Source organism: Trichocoleus sp. FACHB-591, from assembly GCF_014695845.1.
Lineage (GTDB): Bacteria > Cyanobacteriota > Cyanobacteriia > FACHB-46 > FACHB-46 > Trichocoleus.
This window is the reverse complement of the sequence record NZ_JACJPA010000110.1, coordinates 14742-35683: the sequence shown is the minus strand read 5'-3', so window position 1 is coordinate 35683 and position 20942 is coordinate 14742. Positions and strand designations below refer to the sequence as shown.

At 51.1% G+C, this 20942-nt stretch carries 21 protein-coding genes, 1 other RNA gene and 1 riboswitch; of the genes, 10 read left to right on the top strand and 12 right to left on the bottom strand.

Features of this window, described 5'->3' with window-relative positions; genetic code table 11:
- The first annotated feature begins 116 nt into the window (after positions 1–116).
- Both H6F90_RS23565 and cobJ read left to right on the top strand, forming a co-directional pair.
- The gene (locus tag H6F90_RS23565) at positions 117–1721 is read left to right on the top strand and encodes an NAD(P)H-quinone oxidoreductase subunit N (protein WP_190554558.1); all 1605 of its coding nucleotides are present in this window, start codon (positions 117–119) and stop codon (positions 1719–1721) included.
- A gap of 107 nt (positions 1722–1828) precedes the next feature.
- Positions 1829–3808 (top strand): precorrin-3B C(17)-methyltransferase, encoded by a 1980-nt coding sequence (cobJ, locus tag H6F90_RS23560; protein ID WP_242024608.1) that lies wholly within the window; start codon positions 1829–1831, stop codon positions 3806–3808.
- Here the strand turns inward: cobJ and H6F90_RS23555 are convergent.
- Entirely contained in the window at positions 3792–4139 is a 348-nt protein-coding gene (locus H6F90_RS23555; protein WP_190434076.1) for a phage holin family protein, read from the bottom strand. The genes cobJ and H6F90_RS23555 overlap by 17 nt on opposite strands.
- A 66-nt stretch (positions 4140–4205) precedes the next feature.
- On the opposite strand from H6F90_RS23555, the gene H6F90_RS23550 reads away from it, so the two are divergent.
- On the top strand, positions 4206–4700 hold the full coding sequence (locus H6F90_RS23550; protein ID WP_190554557.1) for a pentapeptide repeat-containing protein: 495 nt from the start codon (positions 4206–4208) through the stop codon (positions 4698–4700).
- A 114-nt stretch (positions 4701–4814) separates the two neighbouring features.
- On the opposite strand, the gene H6F90_RS23545 is transcribed toward H6F90_RS23550, so the two are convergent.
- Positions 4815–5675, bottom strand: coding sequence for an FkbM family methyltransferase (locus H6F90_RS23545; protein WP_190554556.1), 861 nt, complete (start codon positions 5673–5675; stop codon positions 4815–4817).
- Positions 5676–5856: 181 nt separating this feature from the next.
- Here H6F90_RS23545 and H6F90_RS23540 point away from each other — a divergent pair, with 181 nt between their 5' ends.
- The 4 genes from H6F90_RS23540 to H6F90_RS23525 all read left to right on the top strand — a co-directional run bounded on the left by H6F90_RS23540 (position 5857) and on the right by H6F90_RS23525 (position 10165).
- On the top strand, positions 5857–7026 hold the full coding sequence (locus tag H6F90_RS23540; protein WP_199296127.1) for a 5-(carboxyamino)imidazole ribonucleotide synthase: 1170 nt from the start codon (positions 5857–5859) through the stop codon (positions 7024–7026).
- Positions 7027–7090: 64 nt separating this feature from the next.
- Positions 7091–7278, top strand: a non-coding RNA gene (ssrS, locus tag H6F90_RS23535) — 6S RNA.
- A 194-nt stretch (positions 7279–7472) separates the two neighbouring features.
- Positions 7473–8729, top strand: a complete 1257-nt coding sequence (locus tag H6F90_RS23530) for a pitrilysin family protein (protein ID WP_199296126.1) — start codon at positions 7473–7475, stop codon at positions 8727–8729.
- A gap of 116 nt (positions 8730–8845) precedes the next feature.
- A complete protein-coding gene (locus tag H6F90_RS23525) occupies positions 8846–10165 on the top strand; it encodes a M16 family metallopeptidase (RefSeq protein WP_370588076.1) in 1320 nt (439 codons plus the stop codon).
- A 62-nt stretch (positions 10166–10227) separates the two neighbouring features.
- Here H6F90_RS23525 and sipA read toward each other — a convergent pair whose 3' ends face one another.
- From sipA to H6F90_RS23475, 10 genes are all read right to left on the bottom strand, one after another.
- Positions 10228–10527 carry a regulatory protein SipA gene (gene sipA / locus H6F90_RS23520; RefSeq protein ID WP_190554554.1) on the bottom strand — a complete coding sequence of 100 codons (300 nt, stop codon included), beginning with the start codon at positions 10525–10527 and terminating at the stop codon, positions 10228–10230.
- A 38-nt stretch (positions 10528–10565) separates the two neighbouring features.
- Positions 10566–11180, bottom strand: coding sequence for a hypothetical protein (locus H6F90_RS23515; RefSeq protein WP_190554553.1), 615 nt, complete (start codon positions 11178–11180; stop codon positions 10566–10568).
- Positions 11181–12464, bottom strand: coding sequence for a glycoside hydrolase family 10 protein (locus H6F90_RS23510; protein ID WP_190554552.1), 1284 nt, complete (start codon positions 12462–12464; stop codon positions 11181–11183).
- Positions 12465–12525: 61 nt separating this feature from the next.
- Complete coding sequence (locus H6F90_RS23505; protein ID WP_190554551.1) at positions 12526–13599, bottom strand: sirohydrochlorin chelatase; 1074 nt, start codon at positions 13597–13599, stop codon at positions 12526–12528.
- 33 nt (positions 13600–13632) lie between these two features.
- Positions 13633–13796, bottom strand: a riboswitch (cobalamin riboswitch).
- Positions 13797–14097: 301 nt separating this feature from the next.
- Positions 14098–14523 carry a peptidylprolyl isomerase gene (locus H6F90_RS23500; RefSeq protein WP_190554550.1) on the bottom strand — a complete coding sequence of 142 codons (426 nt, stop codon included), beginning with the start codon at positions 14521–14523 and terminating at the stop codon, positions 14098–14100.
- A 143-nt stretch (positions 14524–14666) separates the two neighbouring features.
- Positions 14667–15140 carry a TspO/MBR family protein gene (locus H6F90_RS23495; protein ID WP_190434095.1) on the bottom strand — a complete coding sequence of 158 codons (474 nt, stop codon included), beginning with the start codon at positions 15138–15140 and terminating at the stop codon, positions 14667–14669.
- A gap of 127 nt (positions 15141–15267) precedes the next feature.
- Complete coding sequence (locus H6F90_RS23490; protein WP_190554549.1) at positions 15268–15744, bottom strand: tryptophan-rich sensory protein; 477 nt, start codon at positions 15742–15744, stop codon at positions 15268–15270.
- 223 nt (positions 15745–15967) lie between these two features.
- The gene (locus H6F90_RS23485) at positions 15968–16957 is read right to left on the bottom strand and encodes a cysteine synthase A (protein WP_190554548.1); all 990 of its coding nucleotides are present in this window, start codon (positions 16955–16957) and stop codon (positions 15968–15970) included.
- Between the two features lie 151 nt (positions 16958–17108).
- Positions 17109–17744 carry a peroxiredoxin gene (locus tag H6F90_RS23480; RefSeq protein ID WP_190434103.1) on the bottom strand — a complete coding sequence of 212 codons (636 nt, stop codon included), beginning with the start codon at positions 17742–17744 and terminating at the stop codon, positions 17109–17111.
- 102 nt (positions 17745–17846) lie between these two features.
- The gene (locus H6F90_RS23475; protein WP_190554547.1) at positions 17847–18800 is read right to left on the bottom strand and encodes a DMT family transporter; all 954 of its coding nucleotides are present in this window, start codon (positions 18798–18800) and stop codon (positions 17847–17849) included.
- Between the two features lie 203 nt (positions 18801–19003).
- Between H6F90_RS23475 and H6F90_RS23470 the strand changes: the two genes are divergently transcribed.
- From H6F90_RS23470 to H6F90_RS23460, 3 genes are all read left to right on the top strand, one after another.
- Positions 19004–19324: a hypothetical protein gene (locus H6F90_RS23470; protein ID WP_190554546.1), complete on the top strand. Its 321-nt coding sequence runs from the start codon at positions 19004–19006 to the stop codon at positions 19322–19324.
- 106 nt (positions 19325–19430) lie between these two features.
- Complete coding sequence (locus H6F90_RS23465) at positions 19431–19790, top strand: cupin domain-containing protein (protein WP_190554545.1); 360 nt, start codon at positions 19431–19433, stop codon at positions 19788–19790.
- 40 nt (positions 19791–19830) lie between these two features.
- Complete coding sequence (locus H6F90_RS23460; RefSeq protein WP_190554544.1) at positions 19831–20940, top strand: S-(hydroxymethyl)glutathione dehydrogenase/class III alcohol dehydrogenase; 1110 nt, start codon at positions 19831–19833, stop codon at positions 20938–20940.
- The last annotated feature ends 2 nt before the right edge of the window (positions 20941–20942 follow it).

Below are 20942 nucleotides of genomic sequence, written 5' to 3'. Positions count from 1 at the left end.
GGTTAAAGGCCCAAATTACTGCTTGAGGGTGGTTCAACTGCTGGAAAGCATCAATGGATGACTCACTGGCCTGACTTTTTATTGTTCTTTAGTGCTGTTTAGTCTGTCGAACCCCTATGGATTTTGCTAATCTTGCAGCCCAGTTGAATGCGGGGACGATCGTACCAGAGGGTATTGTCATCGTGACGCTGCTCTCGGTGCTGGTCGGTGACTTGATTGCTGGACGTGCTGCCTCCCGCTGGACTCCTTATTTAGCGATCGCGGGGCTGCTCAGTGCTACGGCTGCTCTCTACTTTCAATGGGAAATCACCGACCCGATTTCTTTCCTGGGCGGTTTTAACGGCGATGCCCTGAGTGTCGTCTTCCGGGGCATCATTGCGCTGTCTGCCGCTGTGACCATCCTGATGTCGATCCGCTACGTGGAGCAATCGGGCACCTCTCTAGCAGAATTTATTACCATTCTGCTCACCGCAACAGTAGGGGGCATGTTCCTCTCTGGTGCAGACGAGTTGGTGATGGTATTTGTCTCCCTAGAAACGCTCAGTATCGCTTCCTATCTACTCACTGGGTACATGAAGCGCGATCCCCGCTCTAACGAAGCGGCCCTGAAATATTTGCTGATTGGTGCTTCTAGCTCGGCAATTTTCCTCTACGGCGTGTCATTGCTGTATGGATTGTCGGGGGGTGAAACTCGCCTAACTGAGATCGCGGCTCATATCGTGACTGATCCCACAGGTCAGTCGATCGGTCTGGTGATTGCTTTGGTGTTTGCGATTGCCGGGATCGCTTTCAAAATCGCGGCGGTGCCCTTCCACCAATGGACTCCCGACGTTTACGAAGGTTCACCCACTCCAGTGGTGGCCTTTCTGTCGGTCGGCTCTAAGGCGGCTGGCTTTGCCCTAGCAATTCGGCTCTTGGTAACGGCTTTCCCAATGCTGACCCACGAGTGGAAGTTTGTCTTCACCGCGCTCGCCATCCTTAGTATGGTCTTAGGCAACGTCGTAGCCTTGGCGCAAACTAGCATGAAGCGGATGCTCGCCTACTCCTCCATTGGGCAAGCAGGTTTCGTCATGATCGGTTTGGTTTCTGGGACTGATGCGGGTTACGCCAGTATGGTGTTCTACCTGCTGGTCTACCTGTTCATGAACTTGGGAGCTTTCACCTGCGTGATTCTGTTCTCCCTCCGTACTGGCACCGACCAAATCAGCGAATACTCTGGTTTGTACCAAAAAGATCCGTTACTCACTTTGGGGCTGAGTGTCTGTTTGCTATCGTTGGGTGGCATTCCTCCCTTGGCTGGCTTCTTTGGTAAGCTTTACCTGTTCTGGGCAGGCTGGCGCGCTGGGGCTTACGGATTAGTTTTGGCAGGCTTGGTCACAACCGTGATCTCGATCTACTACTACATTCGCGTGGTGCGGATGATGGTGGTGAAAGAACCTCAGGAAATGTCGGATGTGGTCAAGAACTACCCTGCCATCACCTGGAACTTGCCTGGAATGCGACCTCTGCAAGTGGGTCTTGTGCTGTCCTTGGTTGCCACCTCTCTAGCTGGAATCCTCTCCAATCCTCTGTTTACGCTGGCTAATGACTCGGTCACCCATTCTCAAATTCTGCAATCGGCCATTTCTAATACTCCTGGCAGCACCCAGGGTGTGACAGGCTACATCAAACCTGTCCTGTCAAGTCAGGTGCCCGTCGCAAAAACTAACACTGGTTTTTAACCTGGCAGACTGGCGCTAGACAGTGCTTCGGTTTGTTTCAATCACCGCCTAACTTTGTTGTTGGGCGGTTTTTATTCCCCTAATTTTTTGCCATTTCCTTTTTAATTTTGACTACGACTAACAACACTTTGAGTTCTTCACCGTTTCAAGACTTTCAACCGTTGGCCGCGATCGCCACGACTCCCGCTGGCCTCAAAAAACTAGCGGCCCTGTGCCAAACTCAGCCCATCACCCTCTGGGTGCCAGAATCTTTAGGCGAATTAGCTCAAGCCCAAAATCTTGACTCGAAGATTTATTCTGGTTCGCTCAAAGAACGGGTGGCTCAGTTGTGGTCGCAGTACCAAGGGTTTGTGTTTTGTCTAGCCACAGGTGCAGTGGTGCGCTTGATTGCGCCTTTGTTGCAGCACAAGTCTACTGATCCAGCCGTGGTGGTGGTAGACGAAGCGGGGCAATTTGTCATTAGCTTATGCAGTGGGCATCAAGGAGGAGCCGATCGCCTGACCCAAGCGATCGCCTTACAAATCAACGCCACTCCAGTCTTGACAGGTGCCGCCAACCGTTTACAGCTACCGGGAATCGATGTTTTAGGCGTGCCGTTTGGTTGGCAGAAAGGCGAAGGAGATTGGACAGGCGTGAGTGCCGCGATCGCTCGTCAAGACTCGGTGCAAGTAATTCAAGAAGCAGGAACCGCTCTCTGGCAACATCACCTACCCTCGGAGCATCCATTTCAATTCAATGAGTCGGAAGAGACTGCGACGGCTCCAATTCAACCAGCTACTCCGAAAGCTAGGGTTTGGATTAGTGCGTCCGAGCGGCAATTCACTTCAGAGTCCGATATGCCAGAAGTCCAATGGCATCCGAAAGTTCTATGGGTAGGAATTGGCTGTGAACGAGGCACCCCTCGCCAGTTGATCGAAAGCGCGATTCAGCAACTTTGCCAAGCTCACCAGTTGGCCGAAGCCGCGATCGCTGGAATCGCAACGCTAGACCTCAAAGCCGATGAAGTGGGTTTGGTCGAGCTGTGTCGCGATCGCCAGTGGCCTCTGCGTTGTTTCTCTGCCGAGCAACTAAAATCAGTGCCAGTGCCGACTCCCTCAGAAGTAGTTGCCGCCGAAGTGGGCACCCCTAGCGTCGCTGAAGCCGCCGCTCTCGTAGGGGCCGGTCTTGTGCCTGCCCTCTCTGCACCTGACCTAGAAACAGAGCAGCAAGCGGTGTCCCTAAGGGTTACTAAACAAATTATTCGGGCAGCAGATCAACCAGGAGCAGTGACGATCGCGATCGCTCAGGCTGAGCAAGAATATACAGGCCGCAGCGGAAAATTGTGGCTAGTCGGGATTGGTCCCGGACAACTAGAACAAATTACTCCAGCTGCCCAAACTGCGATCGCCCAAGCGGATGTAGTGATTGGATATTCGCTGTATGTAGACCTTGTCAAGCCGTTGCTGCGTCTAGGGCAAATTGTGGAAGCTTTGCCGATCACTCAGGAACGTCAACGGGCACAGCGGGCGATCGAATTGGCAAACTGGGGCTTAACCGTCGCTGTAATTTCGTCGGGAGATTCTGGCATTTATGGCATGGCAGGCCTGGTTTTAGAGGAACTGCGCGCCCAAGATTGGGACGGTAAAACGCCAGCGGTGCGAGTGTTTCCGGGGATTACCGCTCTCCAAGCCGCTGCCTCGCGGGTGGGCACACCCTTAATGCACGATTTTTGCGCCATCAGCCTTAGCGACTTGCTGACGCCTTGGGTCATGATTGAAAAGCGCTTAAATGCTGCGGCCCAAGCGGATTTTGTTACCGCTCTCTATAACCCGCGCTCAAAAACCCGTACCGAGCAGATCGCGATCGCCCAACAAATTTTCTTGCAGCACCGTGATCCTAGTACCCCAGTCGCTTTGGTGCGATCGGCCTACCGCGAAGATGAGCAAATTACGCTCACAACGCTAGGCGAACTGCTAGAAGCACCGATTGATATGCTGACCACAGTTTTAATTGGCAATGCTAGCACTCGCACCTATGCCGACTGGATGATTACTCCACGTGGCTACTTAGGGTTTACACCCGATGCAGAACCTAATCAATCGCCCTAGCAAACCAACCTAATACAGTGGTGGCGATCGTCAGGACAATGGAGCCGAACAGCGCGGGAATAAAACCAGTGATGTCAAAACCGGGGGTCAGAGCGGCCACGATCCAGATGGAGAGAGCATTGACCACAAACAAAAACAACCCCAGCGTCAAAATTGTCAACGGCAAGGTGAAGAACAGCAAAATCGGTCGCACGATCGCATTGACTAAGCCCAAAACCACCGCCGCGATCGCTGCTGCCACAAACCCTGTCAACACAAAACCGGGGACGAAATAAGCTGTCACTAGCAGCGCTAAGGCTGTCACCAACCAAGTTAAGAGAAATTGGGGCATAAACTTGCCTGAATGCGACTACTCTACTAACTATAGGTTTGACATTGATGTGACATCGAAATTTTTATGATCTTTCGGTATCTCGCTGCATTTGTATTGGCGTTTCTGGTTTGGAGCGGGCAGCTAAGCGCGATCGCCCTCAGCCAATATGCCCCACCTCCGTCCTACAGCAATGCGGAGTTGCGTGGACGAGATTTTTCGGGCCAAAACTTGCAGGTGGCCGAATTTTCCAACACCAATCTCGCGACTGCTAACTTTGTGAATGCTAACTTGCGGGGTGCGGTATTTAGTGCCTCGGTAATGACTGAAACTAATTTGCAAAATGCTAACTTGAGCAGCGCCATGATGGATCAAGTCACTTTCAAGCGGGCTAGCCTCAAAGATGCAGTTTTGACAGATGCCATTTTGTTCCGCTCTACTTTTGAGGACACCGACATTACTGGAGCTGATTTTAGTGATGCTTTGCTGGATGGCGCTCAGGTCAAAAAATTGTGTGAGCAAGCTAGTGGTGTGAACCCAACCACAGGCACAGCCACTCGCGATTCTTTAGGTTGCCAATAGATCGGTAGCATGTGTTAGGCGTAGCCGTAACGCATGAACTCACAGGCATCAATCGCACAAATTTTTGCTCAATACGGTAGGTGAGACTAGCGCTCACAGCGCCCTACAGGATATCTAATTCGATTGCTCTAGGCGGTACATTTGGGTAGGATGAATCGCAACTGAATTAGCGGGATAGGGTCCATCCAAAGAAATAGGAGCATAAGGCTTTCTAGGGCCGACAATTACATACCCTAAGCTCGTTAAAAACTCATAAATTGTGCGGATGCTGTAGGGCTTATTGCCAAAGAAACCAGGCAGTGTTTCAAAGTAAATAATTGGGTGGTAAGACGTTAAAACTGTTTTACTACCCAGCAGTACGTCATACTCCATCCCCTCAACATCTAGCTTAATCACATCTACTTTTTTTGGTTTTTCTTGCGCCACCCATTCATCCAGAGGCAAAACTTCCACGGTTGTGCCTTGGTCGTTTTGAAATAACCCACCATTGCCTCGATAAGTTTGATCTTCAAAATAGGAAAGCTGACATCGCTGCTGACCTAAACCTAGCGGTACAACCTGAACAATATCTTTCAAGCTAGGGTTCAGATCTAGATTGGTTTGGAGGCGCGATCGAATGATTGGACCTGGTTCAAAAGCATAGATTTTACCTGTTTCAATGATGCTAGCGGCGACTAACGTAATGGCACCACAGTTCGCGCCAATATCGAGAAAAACATCATCTACTCGGAGCACTTGTTGTAGGAATCGAGTGGTAGTAGGGTCATAAGTACTTGCTAACCAAACCGATGCCTCAATGGGGTAGGTCGTATCTACCTGCAACTGGAAATTTCCCGCGTAGTTTTTGACTAAATGCTGCTGAGATTTCGGTAGAAATCGAACGAATTTTCCGCCACCTCTACCCGTCAACTTGACAAATAATTTGACCAATATTTGAAGTGATTGACTGTAGAGAAGAATCAGAATTTGTGGCATGGGACATCGTTGCCTTATAGAACCGAGGAAGCCAGGTTTAACTATCTTGAATTGAGTGACTGTAGTTGACGCTAAGAGTGGCTGATTTTAGCGTAATATAGCGGATTGCTACCTTAAACTCGGCACGCTCATGGTTTCACCGCCCACCCCTGACTGTTTATCTTCCAACGTTTCAGAACCTATGTCTGCTTATCAGTCGGGATCTCAGCCAGTGCAACGAGTGGGCGTGATTGGTGGAGGCCAGCTGGCTTGGATGATGGCAGGAGCCGCCAAGAAATTAGGGGTACAGTTAGTGGTCCAAACCCCTCATGACACTGACCCTGCTGTAGCGATCGCGGCTGATACCGTTTTGGCTGCGGTGGCCGATGCAAACGCCACCGGAGAGTTAGCAACTCGTTGCGATGTAATTACCTTTGAGAACGAGTTTGTCGATTTAGAAGCATTGGCCCAGTTGGAAGCCCAAGGAACCCGCTTTCGGCCTCGGTTGACGACTTTGGTGCCGCTGCTAGACAAATATCATCAGCGCTCTTACCTACGCGACTTGGGCTTGCCGACTCCTAAGTTCGTGGCTTTAGAACACCAAATCGATGACACTGCTCTAGAACAGTTGGGCTTTCCGTTGGTTCTGAAAGCGCGTCGCCACGGGTACGACGGTCAGGGGACGTTTATCATTCACGCTCAAGCTGAGTTAGAAGATATTTGGCAAAAACTCGATCGCTCTCCCGTTTTACTTGAAGCCTTTGTACCCTTTGAGCGAGAACTAGCAGTGATTGCGGCGCGTGGCACCAGCGGTGAAGTCGCGGTTTATCCGGTGGTGGAAACTCAGCAAGAAAACCAAGTTTGTCGGCGCGTCCTGGCTCCTGCCGATATTCCTGAGAGTGTGCAAGTTGAGGCTGAAGCGATCGCCCGTACCTTACTCAACAGTTTGCAAGCGGTCGGAGTTTTTGGCATCGAGCTGTTTCTCACCGCTGACGGCAAAATCTTGGTGAACGAAATTGCTCCTCGCACTCATAACTCTGGTCATTTCAGCTTGGATGCCTGCGCTACTTCCCAGTTTGAGCAACATCTAAGAGCCGTTTGTGGTCTAGCACTGGGCAACCCTAGCTTAAGCAGTGATGGGGCTGTGATGGTGAATTTATTGGGATACGAACAGTCCCATAGCGATTATTTAGAGAAACGTCAGCAAATCGAGAAAATTCCTCAGGCCCACGTACATTGGTACGGCAAAACTGAATCTCGTCCGGGCCGCAAATTAGGTCATGTCACTGTGTTGTTATCCGCTCAGACGGCACCTAGAGAGCAGGCTCTGGCGATCGCTCAAGAAGTTGAAGCCATTTGGTATCAGCGTTAAGGTTTCCAGATACGTTTGTTAAAACTTGGTCGTTCTCGCCCAAGGCGGCTAAAATAGGTGAGAGGTTCTGCTGCGACGTTGGTGACTGCCAATAATGTTTTATGATCTATGCTTCGCTAATACGGGAACTGATTTAAGCGTCTAGTGGCAGTAGACCGAGCATGTACTCGGAAACTTAAAACTAGAGCTAAGGTACCCACCTGGATTTATTCCAGGTCAAAAACTGAGGTAAGACGGCGTTGCGGGGAGCCCAACTAAATATTTGAAAAAAATTCCCTTGTCTCTTCAGGCAGGGGAATTTTTATTTGGTGTGGCTTGTTGTGACTTCGTAGCAGTAGGCACAAATTTGTATCAAGCTTTTCGAAACTGGAGGGCATGAGGCGCTACGATGGTCTAATTCGAATTCACTTCGAGTTTGATTTAAGTAAGCAAGGTTGTCACAGCTTTTGGTCGGTTCAAACTTTCCCGCCAATGTTTTTCAGCTGGACAATGGGTTGACGGTAATTCACCAAGAAATTGCTGCCACGCCTGTTGCCGTCGTAGATGTCTGGGTCCAAGCAGGTGCGATCGCGGAGCCAGAACCCTGGTCTGGGATGGCGCACTTTCTAGAACACATGATTTTTAAGGGCACCGATCGCCTCGCTCCTGGTCACTTTGACCACGCAATAGAAAGTCGAGGTGGAGTGAGCAATGCGGCGACCAGCCATGATTACGCTCACTATTTCATTACTACCGCTGCCGAACATCTGCCCGATACGCTGCCCCATTTAGCCGAATTGGTGCTGCATGCCGCGATTCCCAATGAGGAGTTTGACCGCGAACGCGATGTGGTGCTAGAAGAAATTCGCCAAGCCTACGACGACCCTGACTGGATTGGTTTCCAAGCTCTGATGGAGAGCGTGTATCAACGCCACCCTTATGGCCGCTCGGTTTTGGGGACAGAAGACCATCTGTTGCAAAACTCGCCCGAAGCGATGCGCCGCTTTCACCGTAACCACTATCAGCCCGAAAATATGACGGTGGCGATCGTTGGGGGTTTGGATGTAACTGCCGCCACGGAACTGGTCAGCCAAGCCTTTGGTGAATTTAGCGATCGCACCGAATGCCCCATTGGTGAAATTGAAGCAGAACCGCCGATTGTAGGAATTCGTCGTCAAGAGTTGGGCTTACCTCGCCTAGAGCAAAGCCGCTTGATGATGGCTTGGATTGGCCCCGGTGTCGATCAACTCCAGCATGCCTACGGCTTGGATTTATTGTCGGTTTTGCTCGCTGATGGTCGATCCTCGCGTTTAGTGCGGGAGTTACGCGAAGAACGCAATCTGGTGCAAGCCATTCAAAGCGGTTTTTCGCTGCAACGGGAGTCCAGTCTATTCACAATTAACGTCTGGTTAGACACAGAAAATTTGGAGCGAGTGGAAGCGATTATTTGCGATCGCCTCTCCGAACTATTAACCACTCCGGTTCGGGATCAGGAACTGGCTCGCTGTAAGCGTTTACTGTGTAATGACTATGCCTTCTCTACCGAAACGCCAGGGCAATTAGCAGGGCTTTACGGCTACTACAACACGATCGCTAAAGCTCAAGTTGCGGTCACTTATCCTCAAAGGATTCAAGCCTTTCAGCCAGAAGAGTTGCAACATCTTGCCAGCCAATATCTCTCTCCTTATCACTATGCAGCCACTATCCTGCGACCGCTAGACTAGCAGAAGCAAATCCGTAACGTTTTGTTGAGATACTAGATGGGGCGATTTACGCGGTTTAGCCAGAATCAAAACAGCCAAAACTTAGTCAAACCAGCATAGTAAGGATCAGTTTGCTCGTGGATCAAAGTGTGACCCCTTTCCTGCAAAACCGCCAAGTTCATCGCACAGTGCTAGAGAATGGCATGGTTATCCTCGCTGTAGAGAACCCTGCCGCCGATATTATTGCTGCTCGGATTTTCATTCGAGCCGGAAGTATTTGGGAGCGTCCTGAGCAAGCTGGGTTATCTCATTTGGTCGCTTCAGTCCTAACGAAAGGTACCGATCAGCTGTCTTCTTTGGAAATTGCCGAGCGCGTGGAATCGGTGGGTGCAGGCCTCAGCACGGATGCAGCCACTGACTACTTCTTGATGAGCTTAAAGACCGTTTCCAGTGACTTCGTGGAGATATTGGAGTTGGCAGGGCAACTGCTGCGATCGCCCACATTCCCTGAGTCCGAGGTAGAGCTGGAGCGTCGCCTCACCTTGCAAAGCATTCGCTCTCAGCAAGAGCAACCGTTTGCCGTGGCAATGGAGCAACTGCGGCAAGCGATGTACCAAGACCATCCCTACGCCTTGTCTGCCATTGGTACCGCAGCGAGCGTCGCGCAACTTAGTCGCAGCGACTTGCAGCAATATCACCAAACTTATTTTCGCCCTGACAATATCGTGATTAGCTTGGTGGGACGCATCACACCAGAAGCCGCGATCGCTCAGATTCAGGAAGTCTTTGGAGATTGGCAAGCGCCAGACAGTTCTATTCCTGCCCTGACGCTACCTGTGGTGCCCGTAGAGCCGCAGCAGGTAGTTACGGCCCAAGAAACCCAGCAATCGATTATTATGCTGGGCTACCTCGCTCCCGCAGCCAAGAGCCAAGCCAGCACAGAAGAAGCCGCCCTCGACTACATTGCCTTGAAGCTGCTCAATACTTATTTGGGCAACGGTCTCTCCAGTCGCCTGTTTGTGGAGCTGCGGGAAAAACGCGGTTTAGCTTATGAGGTGTCTGCTTTCTACCCGACGCGCTTAGGCCAATCCCAGTTTGTTACCTATATGGGCACCGCTCCCGACAATACGGCTACTGCCCTAGAAGGATTGCAGTACGAGGTTCAGCGCCTCTGTGACGCTCCGCTGAATGAAGCAGAATTGCAGACTGCCAAGAATAAATTGTTGGGGCAATACGCCCTCGGTAAGCAAACCAACTCCCAAATCGCCCAAGTTTTGGGTTGGTACGAAACCTTAGGGCTGGGTGTAGAGTTTGATGCTCAGTTCCAGAAAGCGATCGCCGTAGTCACGCCAGAAGCTGCTCAACAAGCCGCCTACCGCCACTTCACTCAGCCTTACGTTTCTTTAGTGGGGCCAGCCGCGTCCGTCAATGCGATCGCGGTTCCGGTGACACTTTAAAACCTAACCCCCAGCCCCTCCCCTCTAGGGAGGGGGAGCTGATTCAAAGCGCTCCTGCTGATTTATTCAATAGTGGGAGGCAGGGTTTCTGTGTGCGATGACTCAATCACTTCGGCTTCTAGAGCTTCAGCGTTGTTAGCAGTTGCATCAGCAGATTCAATGTACTGGCTATCGAGCAGAAACTTGCCGCCGCTAAAGTGGATGCTCCAGTAACCGCCGGGGCGACGATCCAAAATCGTGCCTTCTTCCCCTAACTGAATCACGTTGGGGGGTCGCAACATCGGCATGGGGTCGGCTGTCTTGACATAGGGTGGCATCGTCACTACCCGGACGCGATCGCCAACAGCAAATTCTTTAGACATAACTTCTTCTAGTCCTGGTGATTCCCCAATGGGTTAGGTTACTTGATTGCTGCATCTCGGAGCAACTGAGCCAAGCCCACTCCAGTCATCAGCGCCATCAGTAGCCAAACTAAGGCTAACCCAATCACCTCCCCTAAAAACAAACCTGTGATCGTGTGCAGCCAGCCACCGATCACCCAACCACTGCCAAGCGCGATCGCCCAAGCTAAGACACTGACGAATATCCAGGCTTTTGCATCCGCAAAACATTGCCGCAACACCAGCCATTGACTCACTCCGAGTATGGCTCCCATCTTCATGCCATCTACCAACCCGTAGAACAATCGCAACAAATCTGAGTGGGTTTGCGGCACGACCCAGCCCAAAGCCCCTAACTTGCTAGCTCCTAAAACAGTCCAGCAGAGGGTACTAGACAAGATCCACCAGCCTGCTTGAGGACACCAGCGTCGCAACACTAGCCACTGCGCTAAACCAATTACAGTACCGCCGATCGCGCCTTCCAAGCCTTGCAAAGCGGCTCTTTCGCCCACTTCTAACCAATAAAGGCTAATCAAAAATCCTAAAATATTGCCGCCTATCCATTGCAGGCAAAAGCGGTAGGCTAACCTTTGTCCAGGCTGGGCTAAAAATAGAGCGGGAGTTGAATGACCCATCTAGCGATTTGTCCTGGGGGGTTGAGCGGGCGCAACAAACAAAGTTTTGAATCCTTGCCGCCGCATCTGAGGCGATTCAGGCGCAATATAGCTCCACAAGCTCTCCCAGTAAAAAAAGGAGACACCATCAAACCCTTGCTCACGCGCAGCCTGGACTTGTTCCTGAATCTGCTGCATGTTGACGGGCTGCCCCCAAGAGCCTGTGTGAATGCCAATCGCGACTGGAATCCGTTGACGCGCGAACTGCACTGCAGGTTGCTTTAGTTCCGCCACAAAAGTAGACAACCTTTGGCGATAGACCTGTAAAACCAGTTCTTCAATCCAGCCCTGCCGCACCCAGGTTTGCCAATCTTGCAGGTAGGTTCTGTAGGAAAATCCTTGAGAGTTGGGGGATAGCGTGATTAAGCAGTAGGGCCGCACCACCTTCACAGCGCGAAAAATCTGCTCCATCAAAGCGGTAATTTTATTCGCTCGCCAGCGCATCCATTCTGGGTCTAGCGGGTTATCAGGAGGCGGTTTACCCCCATGTTCTTGCTGGTAAAGCTCAACCGTAAAAGCGTCGTAACCAAAATCTACTGGCAACCCAAAGTGGTCATCCAATTGAATCCCAGCGACATCGTAGCGAGTCACGACTTCTACAATCAGATCTACCATTAGGGCTTGCACCTCTGGATGCAGCGGGTTCAGCCAAACTCGACTGATGCCAAACGGCTGCCGCAGTTTCTGCTGAGCGAATTCCAACCAGGATGGCGATCGCGACTTTGTAGCATTGGGTAAAGCTAATTGCTCCCAATCTGAGCGAATGGCTGTGGTGCCATCTTGACGGCTGGTGAGCCAATCGGGGTGCTGCTGCACTAACGCCGAGCCAGCGGGAGCCATAAAGCCGTACTCAAACCAAGGAATGATCCTGAGTCCCTGTTGATGGCCCTGCTGAACCATCTCCGCTAAGACATCTTTGCCTAAACGCAGACTCGTTAGCATGGGGTCTTGCGATCGCCCAATGCTCCGCTTGAGCACAAAGCTGGGATACAGGGTATGTCCCCGATTCCAGACGACGGGGTAAACCGTATTGAAGTGGAGCTGAGATAGCTGCTTGAAGGCTCGCTGAACTCCCCCAGGCCGAAACAGGACCGCACTTGCCACGTTGGTCAGCCAGACTCCGCGTAACTCGGTTAATGCTGGGGCCGCTGGTGGCTTAGATTGCTGTGCTGGCACGACCAAAAGCACAACCACCAACATCAAAGAGAGTAAGCAGACTAGTCCAGTCTGAAACTTCTTGTCCATCCTGTTGCATTAACCAACCTTCTAGAGTCTAGCTGGCGATCGCTTTAGTGGCTCTAGGTCTTTAGGGAACTTGCCAAATTCTCTCGTGATATTGAGCGGGTTCGGCGTAGGGGTCAACAACAGGATGGTCGTGCCCGTGACCATGCCCGTGGCCGTGGCCGTGATCGTGCCCGTGAGCTTGCTCATGACTATGGCCGTGATCGTGACCATGCCCATGATCATGCCCGTGACCATGACCGCCACCATTAGCGACAGCCGCTAAGCGAAACTTACACATCTCGCAGTTCATCTGCACTTGGCCCAGTTGGGTTTCAATTTCTCGTTCCCGCAAAATGGAGAAGAGTTGCGGATGCAAGCCCATTTCTGGCAAGCAGGTCATGGAGATGTCGGGATGCAGTTCTTGTTGCTGTGTGGTGATGTCAAAGATCTTCTTCATCAGCAACCCAGTAAACAAGAAGTAAGGCAGGACGATAATTCGCTTGGGTTCGTATAGGCGGGCGCGACGGAAGCCTTCTTCTAAGCGGGGATGGGTGATGCCAATAAAGCAGGTTTCGACGGTGCTATAGCCGCTGCCTTCCCAGAGAATCCGAGCCATTTTGTAAACATCACCGTTGGCATCTGGGTCGCTGGCTCCACGCCCCACAAACAGCAGGACGGTATCTTTGCGCTCAATGCCTTGGGGGTTCCATTGGGGTTGGTCGAGTTCGGCTAGGCGCGATCGCCACAGGTCTAGAATGCCGGGAGTAATGCCAAAGTGCCGCCCGTAGTGGAACTTGACTTGGGGATGCCGCTGACGAGCGCGATCGAGTTCGTTGGTGACATCAAATTTGTTATGTCGTGCGGCAAAGAGCAAAATTGGCAAAACGGAAAATTCGGTGTAGCCCTGTTCCACGCACTGATCAACGCCTTCTTGAATGGAGGGAGCGGTGAGTTCGAGGAAGCAAGGAACTGCGGGGCGGGAGGTATCTAGAGATTGGTACGCTGCGGCAAATTCGAGAAAGCTCCGCCGTCCATCTTCATCGCGGCTGCCATGCCCAATCAGCAGTAAAGGTCGCTGCATGGGCAGAGGCGGTAGTTGTGCCGCTGGAGCAGCAGCATCGATTGTATTCAACAGGGTTGAATTGGTAGTTAACATGAGTCAAATCCTCTTTCCCGTGCGACGCAGGAAGTGAGTGAAGTGGTAACAGATAGGCGTTCTGGCTGAGGAGAGCTGACACTCTACTAAATCCGAATTTTCAGCTCCATTGACAGCTGCGGCACAGCACCGGACTCGCACCGGATTTTCCCTATCTGGCTACTGTTCACGTGTGCTTCGTTATCTTATCCCATCTGTTCTTGGGACTGTATGCGGGGGAGGGGGTTGAGGGCGATCGCTCGATGATCTTTTAGTTGGGTGTGCAGGCATATGTACTAGAACCAAACCCTTAGGGGCGCTTGCCCTCAAACCCCCACTGAAGGACGGCTGCGTCCTCCAGACCTCCTCCAGAAGTTGGTTTTAGGGCACGGTTTGGTTTGGCTATTCGAGTAGCTATTATATGGGGGCTTAGGTGTTTGCGAATTGCTTGGAACTTGGGCGATCGCTCCTTGGATAAGCCATGAGGCGATCGCGACACTACTTCTACCTAAGATTTACCTAGGATTCGATCCTGACGGACAGGATTTTGTCGTCTTTACGAATCGCATTCACGACATCCATATTTTCCGTTTTGCCAAACACAGTGTGCTTGCCATCGAGGTGAGGCTGAGGCGAGTGGCAAATAAAGAATTGACTTCCCCCAGTATCTTTGCCAGCGTGAGCCATCGACAGGCTGCCTGCTTGGTGCTTGTTGGGGTTGCCAGCCGTTTCGCAGTTGATTTTGTATCCTGGACCTCCGGTGCCTGTGCCTTGAGGACAGCCACCCTGAATCATGAAGTCAGAAATTACGCGGTGAAAGGTCAGCCCGTCGTAAAACCCTTTATTGGCAAGATCAACAAAATTCTTCACCGTGTTAGGCGCATCCTGCTCAAACAGCTCTAGGTTGATGGTGCCTTTGGCGGTTTTCATTATGGCGCGAGTCATGGTCTCTCCTTAATAAGCCGAGGCTGATTGCGTCTGCCAGCCAATTCATCTCATCCAGCTTAGAACAAAAGTCGCGATCGCTACATTTCGCTCCACCAGCCGTGGCCCCAACTACCCCTTGACTGAGTTATCTAAGCAAAAGTTTAAGCAGATTCTGGATTCAGCTTTGCCAACTCCCAAGTCGCATAGGTACCAATCGGGCTCCAGATTAAATAGGGAATGAGGAGGGCAGCGGCAGTAGCCGAAACGGGTGCAACTACCGCTGCCAGAATCCAACCTAGAACCGCTCCAGTACCACCAATGAATGTGCCGATGGTGAGGTTACGCAGCCATAATGTCAGAGGCTGGTAGACAATTGTCACGATTTCCAATAGCAGATAGAAACCCATGAGAAACCAGGTTTTTGAGCTGCCAGGGTCTCGCTCCCAAATGTTGTAGGCAGACCATGCGCCACAGACAAAAACCACCGCCCAAATCACTGGAATGGCAGGTTCAAAGGTGAGCCAGCTTGGACGACGTAAGCGCCGAAACCATTTCACATCACGGGGCCGAATCACACTACCGCCGATTGCCACTAAAAAGGTTACGGCTGCAATTACCATCCAAGACTTGATCATGCTTTTAGCTTCCTCTGGGCCACACGCTGCACTTGGCTCAAATCAGATCTGACAGTTCTGAGCAAAGATAAGTTATGAAGCGATTGTGTCAGGGCATTAGGTCAACCGTAATCGACCAGCGGAAAGATTAGTGTGCTGCCTCAGGGTTGAGCCGCATCATTTCCAATGTGGCATAGGTGCCAATCGGACTCCAAATCAAGTAAGGCAAGAGCAAAAGCACTGCCAAACCCGAAATCGACAAAATGGAGCTAGCGAGGAAAACTCCTAAAACCACACCAATACCGCCTAAAACCACACCAGCTTTAATATTTCGCAGCCTGAGAGTAAGTGGAATGTAAGCAACAGTAATTACTTCTAGCAGCAGGTACAGCGCCATTAGGAGCCACATTTGCAAGCTACCTGGATTCTTTTCCCACACTAAATAGGCAGAAGCAGCCCCACAACTAAACACAAAAGTCCAAATCACCGGAATCAGAGGCTCAAAAAAGAGCCACAAAGGACGCTGTAACTCTACCGCCCAGACGGTATCACGGGGTCTGATCCAAGCTGCTCCTAAAGCCACCAAAAAGGTGATGCCACCAATAATCATCCAAGATTCCACCATGTCTTTGCCTCCTATGCTGACCCGCTCCACTGACTCAATCCGTCAGCTTATGTTTATGGTCGCAAGTCCAAGCGGAAGCTTACTCAGTCGTGGGTGGGAACCTGATGGCACATGCCACCCATAAATATCCCTGGCGAATATACCCCTAGCCAATATGGCTGTTGCTATAGCTTGAGAGCGGGTAGCGCATCGAAGTGATAGAAGGAGGCTGGCGGGAGATAGTTTAGGCAGTGGCGATCGCTTCTGGAGATAATCCTTTTTGAGCGAGCCAATCCAGATTGAACAACCGTGATTGATACCGGGAGCCACTATCACACAAAATAGTCACAATGGTATGTCCGGGCCCCATTTGTTTTGCCAGTGCCACTGACGCAGCGACGTTAATTCCGCTGGAGCCGCCCAAAAATAAGCCTTCTTCTCGCAGCAGACGATACACCACTTCTACACACTCTTGGTCATGGATGCGAATGGCATCATCGGCGGGTGCGCCTTCCATATTGGCTGTAACGCGGCTGTTGCCAATACCTTCAGTAATGGAACTCCCTTCTGAGCTGATTTCGCCTGTCTTGACATAGCTGTAGAGACCGCTACCCATTGGGTCAGCTAATACCGCTCTGATGTTGGGGTTCTTTTCCTTGAGAAACATTGCCACCCCAGCATAAGTTCCACCTGTGCCAGTCGAGGTAATCCAAGCATCAACTTTGCCCTCAGTTTGCGCCCAAATCTCTGGCCCAGTCGTATGGTAGTGCGCCAGGCGATTGGCTAAGTTATCGAACTGGTTCGCCCAGATGGCATTCTCCATCTCTTCTGCAATGCGGCCAGAAAGCCTGACGTAGTTGTTGGGGTCTTTGTAAGGTACGGCAGGAACAGGACGCACCTCAGCGCCTAAAGTTCGTAGCGTGTCAATTTTTTCTTGAGATTGGGTGTCAGGGATGATGATCAGGCACTTGTAACCCTTGGCATTGCAGATATGCGCCAACCCGATCCCGGTGTTGCCTGCGGTGCCTTCTACCACGGTGCCACCAGGCTTGAGCAACCCTTTGCGTTCGGCATCCTCAATCATGTATAGCGCGGCCCGGTCTTTCACAGAGCCACCTGGGTTAAGGAACTCGGCCTTGCCTAAAATTTCGCACCCTGTTTCTTCGCTGAAGCTGTGCAACCGAATTAAGGGGGTGTTGCCGACGCTGCCGACAAATCCGTTTTTAATATCCATGCTCAATTTACCTATTGCTTCCCTTTAAAAATTTTGACTCATAGACGTGACAGGATTGCGGTTTTAGTGCGGCGATCGCCTCAGCCAAAATTCCCCAAAAAATAAGGTGGGCAATGCCCACCCTACAGAAATTAATTTGACCGCGAGCCGCTTATTTGTCGGGTTGGGGGGTCATGCGGAGGTAAGGTCTGATTTCGGTCACACCTTTGGGGAACTTCTGCTTCGCTTCTTCGGTGGGGATAGAAGGTACGACTACAACATCATCGCCATCTTTCCAGTTCACAGGAGTGGCAACGCTGTAGTTGTCGGTCAGTTGCAGAGAGTCGATGACCCGCAAAATTTCTTGGAAGTTACGGCCAGTGCTGGGGGGATAGGTGATCGTCAAACGCAGTTTTCTTTGAGGATCGATCACGAATACGGTGCGAACCGTCAACTTGGCATTGGCATTGGGGTGAATCATGCCGTACAGATCAGACACCTTCTTGTCGTCGTCTGCCAAGATTGGGTAGTTAACCGTGGTGTTCTGAATTTCGTTGATGTCACCGATCCAGCCTTTGTGGGACTCAGCATCATCAACACTTAGCGCGATCACTTTAGCGTTGCGCTTGTCGAATTCAGGCTTGAGCTTAGCAACTTCGCCAAGTTCGGTGGTGCAAACTGGCGTGTAGTCAGCAGGGTGAGAGAAGAAAACAACCCAGCTATCGCCAGCCCAGTCATAGAAGTTGATTTCGCCTTCACTGGATTGCTGCGTAAAGTTGGGAACTACGTCACCAAGTTGGAGAACCATAACCGAGATTTCCTGTGGTCTAAGTATGCGAGTCAGAAGCAAATATTCTAACTTGTGATCATGACATAAAACTCCGGTTTTCCGCTCGGAGTTTAGATCTTTTTATGATTTTACTGCGGATGGGTCTGTCTTTGGTCTTTGACCTAGGGCGATCGCAAAAGACCCTGACACCACAAAAATCGCCCCCACAATCCCTAAAATAGTCAATTGCTCCGGGGCAATTAGGGTCGGCCAGAAGACAGGCAATCCTAACATAGTGCCAATGGTCACAACTGGAGTGAGCGAGAGAACCGCACTAACTCTAGAGGCCTCCCAATGATCCAGCGCTTCTGCAAAGGCACCATAAGCAATCAAAGTATTTAACGCGCAAAAGAGCAAGGCAATCCAATGAAATGTATCCAAACTGAGAAGTTTCTGCGGGGCAGCCGTCGGCGTAAACAGAAGCGTGGCCCCGCCATAAATCGCCATCATAATCGTGGCTGACGGCAAGGTCTGGAGCAATTGCTTTTGAGCTAAGGCATAAACCGCCCAAGCGATCGCAGCCAAAACCAACAAACCACTCCCACCCAAGTATTGAGCCGAGCTAGTCACGAGTGCTTGCAATTGCTCATGAAAAAACAAGGAAAATCCCAGTGTCAGCAGAGCTAAACCTGTCCACTGGCGCAAACTGTAACGCTCCTTAAACACCCACAAAGCCCCTAAACCCATCGACACCGGAGCCAACTGAATTAGCACTTGGGCATTAGCAGGTGAAGTTTGAGCCAGCCCTTGTAGAAACAGCAAATAGTTGATCGCCAGAAATACAGTCGCGATCGCCAATAATTTCCATAATCCGGGCGATCGCAGCTTTTCCAAGTTGGGCAACTGCTTACGGCTTGCCAAATATAGCGCTAGCAGCCCAAAGGAAACTAGGAAACGGAACCAAGTGACGGTGTATACATCCAAAACCTGCAACGTCACCATTAGCGCCACTGGTAGCACTCCCCAAAGCAATACGGTCAGCAAGGACAACGCTAAGCCCAAGCGCCAGCGACCCGAACTATGGTGCAGTGGCATAAATCCCCAGATAAAAACCAGATAAAAACAGATGCATCCAACGGCACAGGCTTTCTAGTTTAGCGATTGCTAATTTTGAAATTAAGACAGCTCTACTAACCGACACGGCCAGAAGGGGAGATGTCTCAAAAACTTTTACAAACCACTTGCATTTCCTGCGATCGATTGGTACTTAAAACTAATCGGTGGCAGCAGTACTTCTTATGTTTGACACCCTCTTGATTAGCCTATTGCAACTGCTGTATTTCCTGATTCAGGTTATTCAGCCAATTCTGATTCCTGTTTGCTTTATTACGGCTTGGGGTCTAGTTGTTTTAGTGAGTTGGAACACTTGGTCAGCGGTGCGAGATGGTGTGACGAGTGCCAAGCGCATGCACCAAATCCCTTGTGCCAACTGTGAGTTTTTCACCGGAGACTATCACCTCAAATGCACTGTGCATCCCGCCACAGCCCTCTCTGAAGATGCGATCTACTGCCCTGACTACGAACCGACTACTCAGCCCCTACCCGTTTCTCATTACTAAGGATTGCTTCTAAAGGTTATGAGAGCGATCGCTCCTCATTGTCTGAGCGTTCGATCATAGCTCTGGTACTTTACAATCGTTGCCAGCGATCGCGTGAGACTTAGGAATGTTAGTACGAAAACTCTACGACTGCGAAGAATTTGTAGCTGGCGACAGTACCCTACTGCGAGAACTCCTACATCCCGACAAGCAAGCGATCGATTTACGCTACAGCCTCGCCCATGCGATCGTTCCAGTCGGGGAAACCTCCACGCCTCATTCTCTCACTACCTCTGAGGTCTACTACATTCTCAGCGGTCGAGGAGAGATGCACATTGGAGACGAAACCCAAATGGTGGAACCGGGGGATGCCGTTTATATTCCACCCGACGCTAAGCAGTTTATTCGCAACACTGGCAGCGAACCGCTTGTGTTTATCTGTATTGTCGATCCCGCATGGCGCAAAGAAGACGAAACCGTCTATTAAGCCAGAGTATGTCTGAGAGAGCAATGTTAGGAGCCGTGTCATGGACGTAAAAGCCGCAGTTGCCTTTGAAGCTGGGAAGCCGTTGAGTATTGAAACGGTACAGCTAGAAGGCCCCCAAGCAGGGGAAGTGCTAGTCGAAATCAAAGCGACAGGAATTTGTCACACTGATGCCTTTACGCTTTCTGGTGCTGACCCAGAAGGCTTGTTTCCAGCCATTTTGGGACACGAAGGTGCTGGTGTGGTGGTGGAAGTTGGCTCAGGAGTCACTTCGGTAAAACCTGGCGATCATGTGATTCCACTCTATACGCCTGAATGCCGCAATTGCGAGTATTGCCTCAGCCTCAAAACCAACCTGTGCCAAGCCATTCGAGGCACGCAAGGCCGAGGTTTAATGCCCAATGGCACCAGTCGCTTCTCGATCGGCGGCAAGATGATTCACCACTACATGGGCACCTCTACCTTCGCCAACTACACGGTGCTGCCTGAGATTGCCGTGGCCAAAATTCGTGAAGATGCCCCCTTCGACAAAGTTTGCTACATCGGCTGTGGTGTCACCACCGGGATTGGTGCAGTGCTCTACACCGCCAAGGTAGAACCAGGAGCTAATGTCGTGGTATTTGGATTGGGTGGCATTGGTCTCAATGTGATCCAGGGTGCCCGGATGGTGGGAGCCAACATGATTGTGGGTGTGGACATCAACCCCACAAAACGCGCCTTAGCTGAAAAATTGGGCATGACCCACTTCGTCAACCCTAAAGAAGTGGAGGGCGATCTGGTAGCTCACCTAGTAGAGCTGACCAAAGGCGGAGCGGATTACAGCTTTGAGTGCATCGGCAACGTCAACGTCATGCGCCAAGCTCTAGAGTGTTGCCATAAAGGTTGGGGTGTCAGCATCATCATCGGGGTGGCAGGAGCAGGCCAAGAAATCAGCACAAGACCATTTCAACTGGTGACTGGTCGTGTCTGGAAAGGCTCTGCGTTTGGGGGAGCCAGAGGCCGCACCGATGTACCCAAGATTGTGGATTGGTACATGGACGGCAAAATCAACATTGATGATCTGATCACTAATGTGATGCCAGTCGAGCAAATCAACGAAGCCTTCGACCTGATGCACAAAGGTGAGGCAATTCGGACTGTCGTGACGTTTTAGCG

Excerpts from the sequence above, each read along its gene's own strand:
- H6F90_RS23565 (WP_190554558.1), top strand. The coding sequence starts at position 117 with ATGGATTTTGCTAATCTTGCAGCCCAGTTGAATGCGGGGACGATCGTA.
- H6F90_RS23555 (WP_190434076.1), bottom strand. The coding sequence starts at position 4,139 with ATGCCCCAATTTCTCTTAACTTGGTTGGTGACAGCCTTAGCGCTGCTA.
- H6F90_RS23550 (WP_190554557.1), top strand. The coding sequence starts at position 4,206 with ATGATCTTTCGGTATCTCGCTGCATTTGTATTGGCGTTTCTGGTTTGG.
- H6F90_RS23545 (WP_190554556.1), bottom strand. The coding sequence starts at position 5,675 with ATGCCACAAATTCTGATTCTTCTCTACAGTCAATCACTTCAAATATTG.
- H6F90_RS23540 (WP_199296127.1), top strand. The coding sequence starts at position 5,857 with ATGTCTGCTTATCAGTCGGGATCTCAGCCAGTGCAACGAGTGGGCGTG.
- sipA (WP_190554554.1), bottom strand. The coding sequence starts at position 10,527 with ATGTCTAAAGAATTTGCTGTTGGCGATCGCGTCCGGGTAGTGACGATG.
- H6F90_RS23515 (WP_190554553.1), bottom strand. The coding sequence starts at position 11,180 with ATGGGTCATTCAACTCCCGCTCTATTTTTAGCCCAGCCTGGACAAAGG.
- H6F90_RS23510 (WP_190554552.1), bottom strand. The coding sequence starts at position 12,464 with ATGGACAAGAAGTTTCAGACTGGACTAGTCTGCTTACTCTCTTTGATG.
- H6F90_RS23505 (WP_190554551.1), bottom strand. The coding sequence starts at position 13,599 with ATGTTAACTACCAATTCAACCCTGTTGAATACAATCGATGCTGCTGCT.
- H6F90_RS23500 (WP_190554550.1), bottom strand. The coding sequence starts at position 14,523 with ATGACTCGCGCCATAATGAAAACCGCCAAAGGCACCATCAACCTAGAG.
- H6F90_RS23495 (WP_190434095.1), bottom strand. The coding sequence starts at position 15,140 with ATGATCAAGTCTTGGATGGTAATTGCAGCCGTAACCTTTTTAGTGGCA.
- H6F90_RS23490 (WP_190554549.1), bottom strand. The coding sequence starts at position 15,744 with ATGGTGGAATCTTGGATGATTATTGGTGGCATCACCTTTTTGGTGGCT.
- H6F90_RS23485 (WP_190554548.1), bottom strand. The coding sequence starts at position 16,957 with ATGGATATTAAAAACGGATTTGTCGGCAGCGTCGGCAACACCCCCTTA.
- H6F90_RS23480 (WP_190434103.1), bottom strand. The coding sequence starts at position 17,744 with ATGGTTCTCCAACTTGGTGACGTAGTTCCCAACTTTACGCAGCAATCC.
- H6F90_RS23475 (WP_190554547.1), bottom strand. The coding sequence starts at position 18,800 with ATGCCACTGCACCATAGTTCGGGTCGCTGGCGCTTGGGCTTAGCGTTG.
- H6F90_RS23470 (WP_190554546.1), top strand. The coding sequence starts at position 19,004 with ATGTTTGACACCCTCTTGATTAGCCTATTGCAACTGCTGTATTTCCTG.
- H6F90_RS23465 (WP_190554545.1), top strand. The coding sequence starts at position 19,431 with ATGTTAGTACGAAAACTCTACGACTGCGAAGAATTTGTAGCTGGCGAC.
- H6F90_RS23460 (WP_190554544.1), top strand. The coding sequence starts at position 19,831 with ATGGACGTAAAAGCCGCAGTTGCCTTTGAAGCTGGGAAGCCGTTGAGT.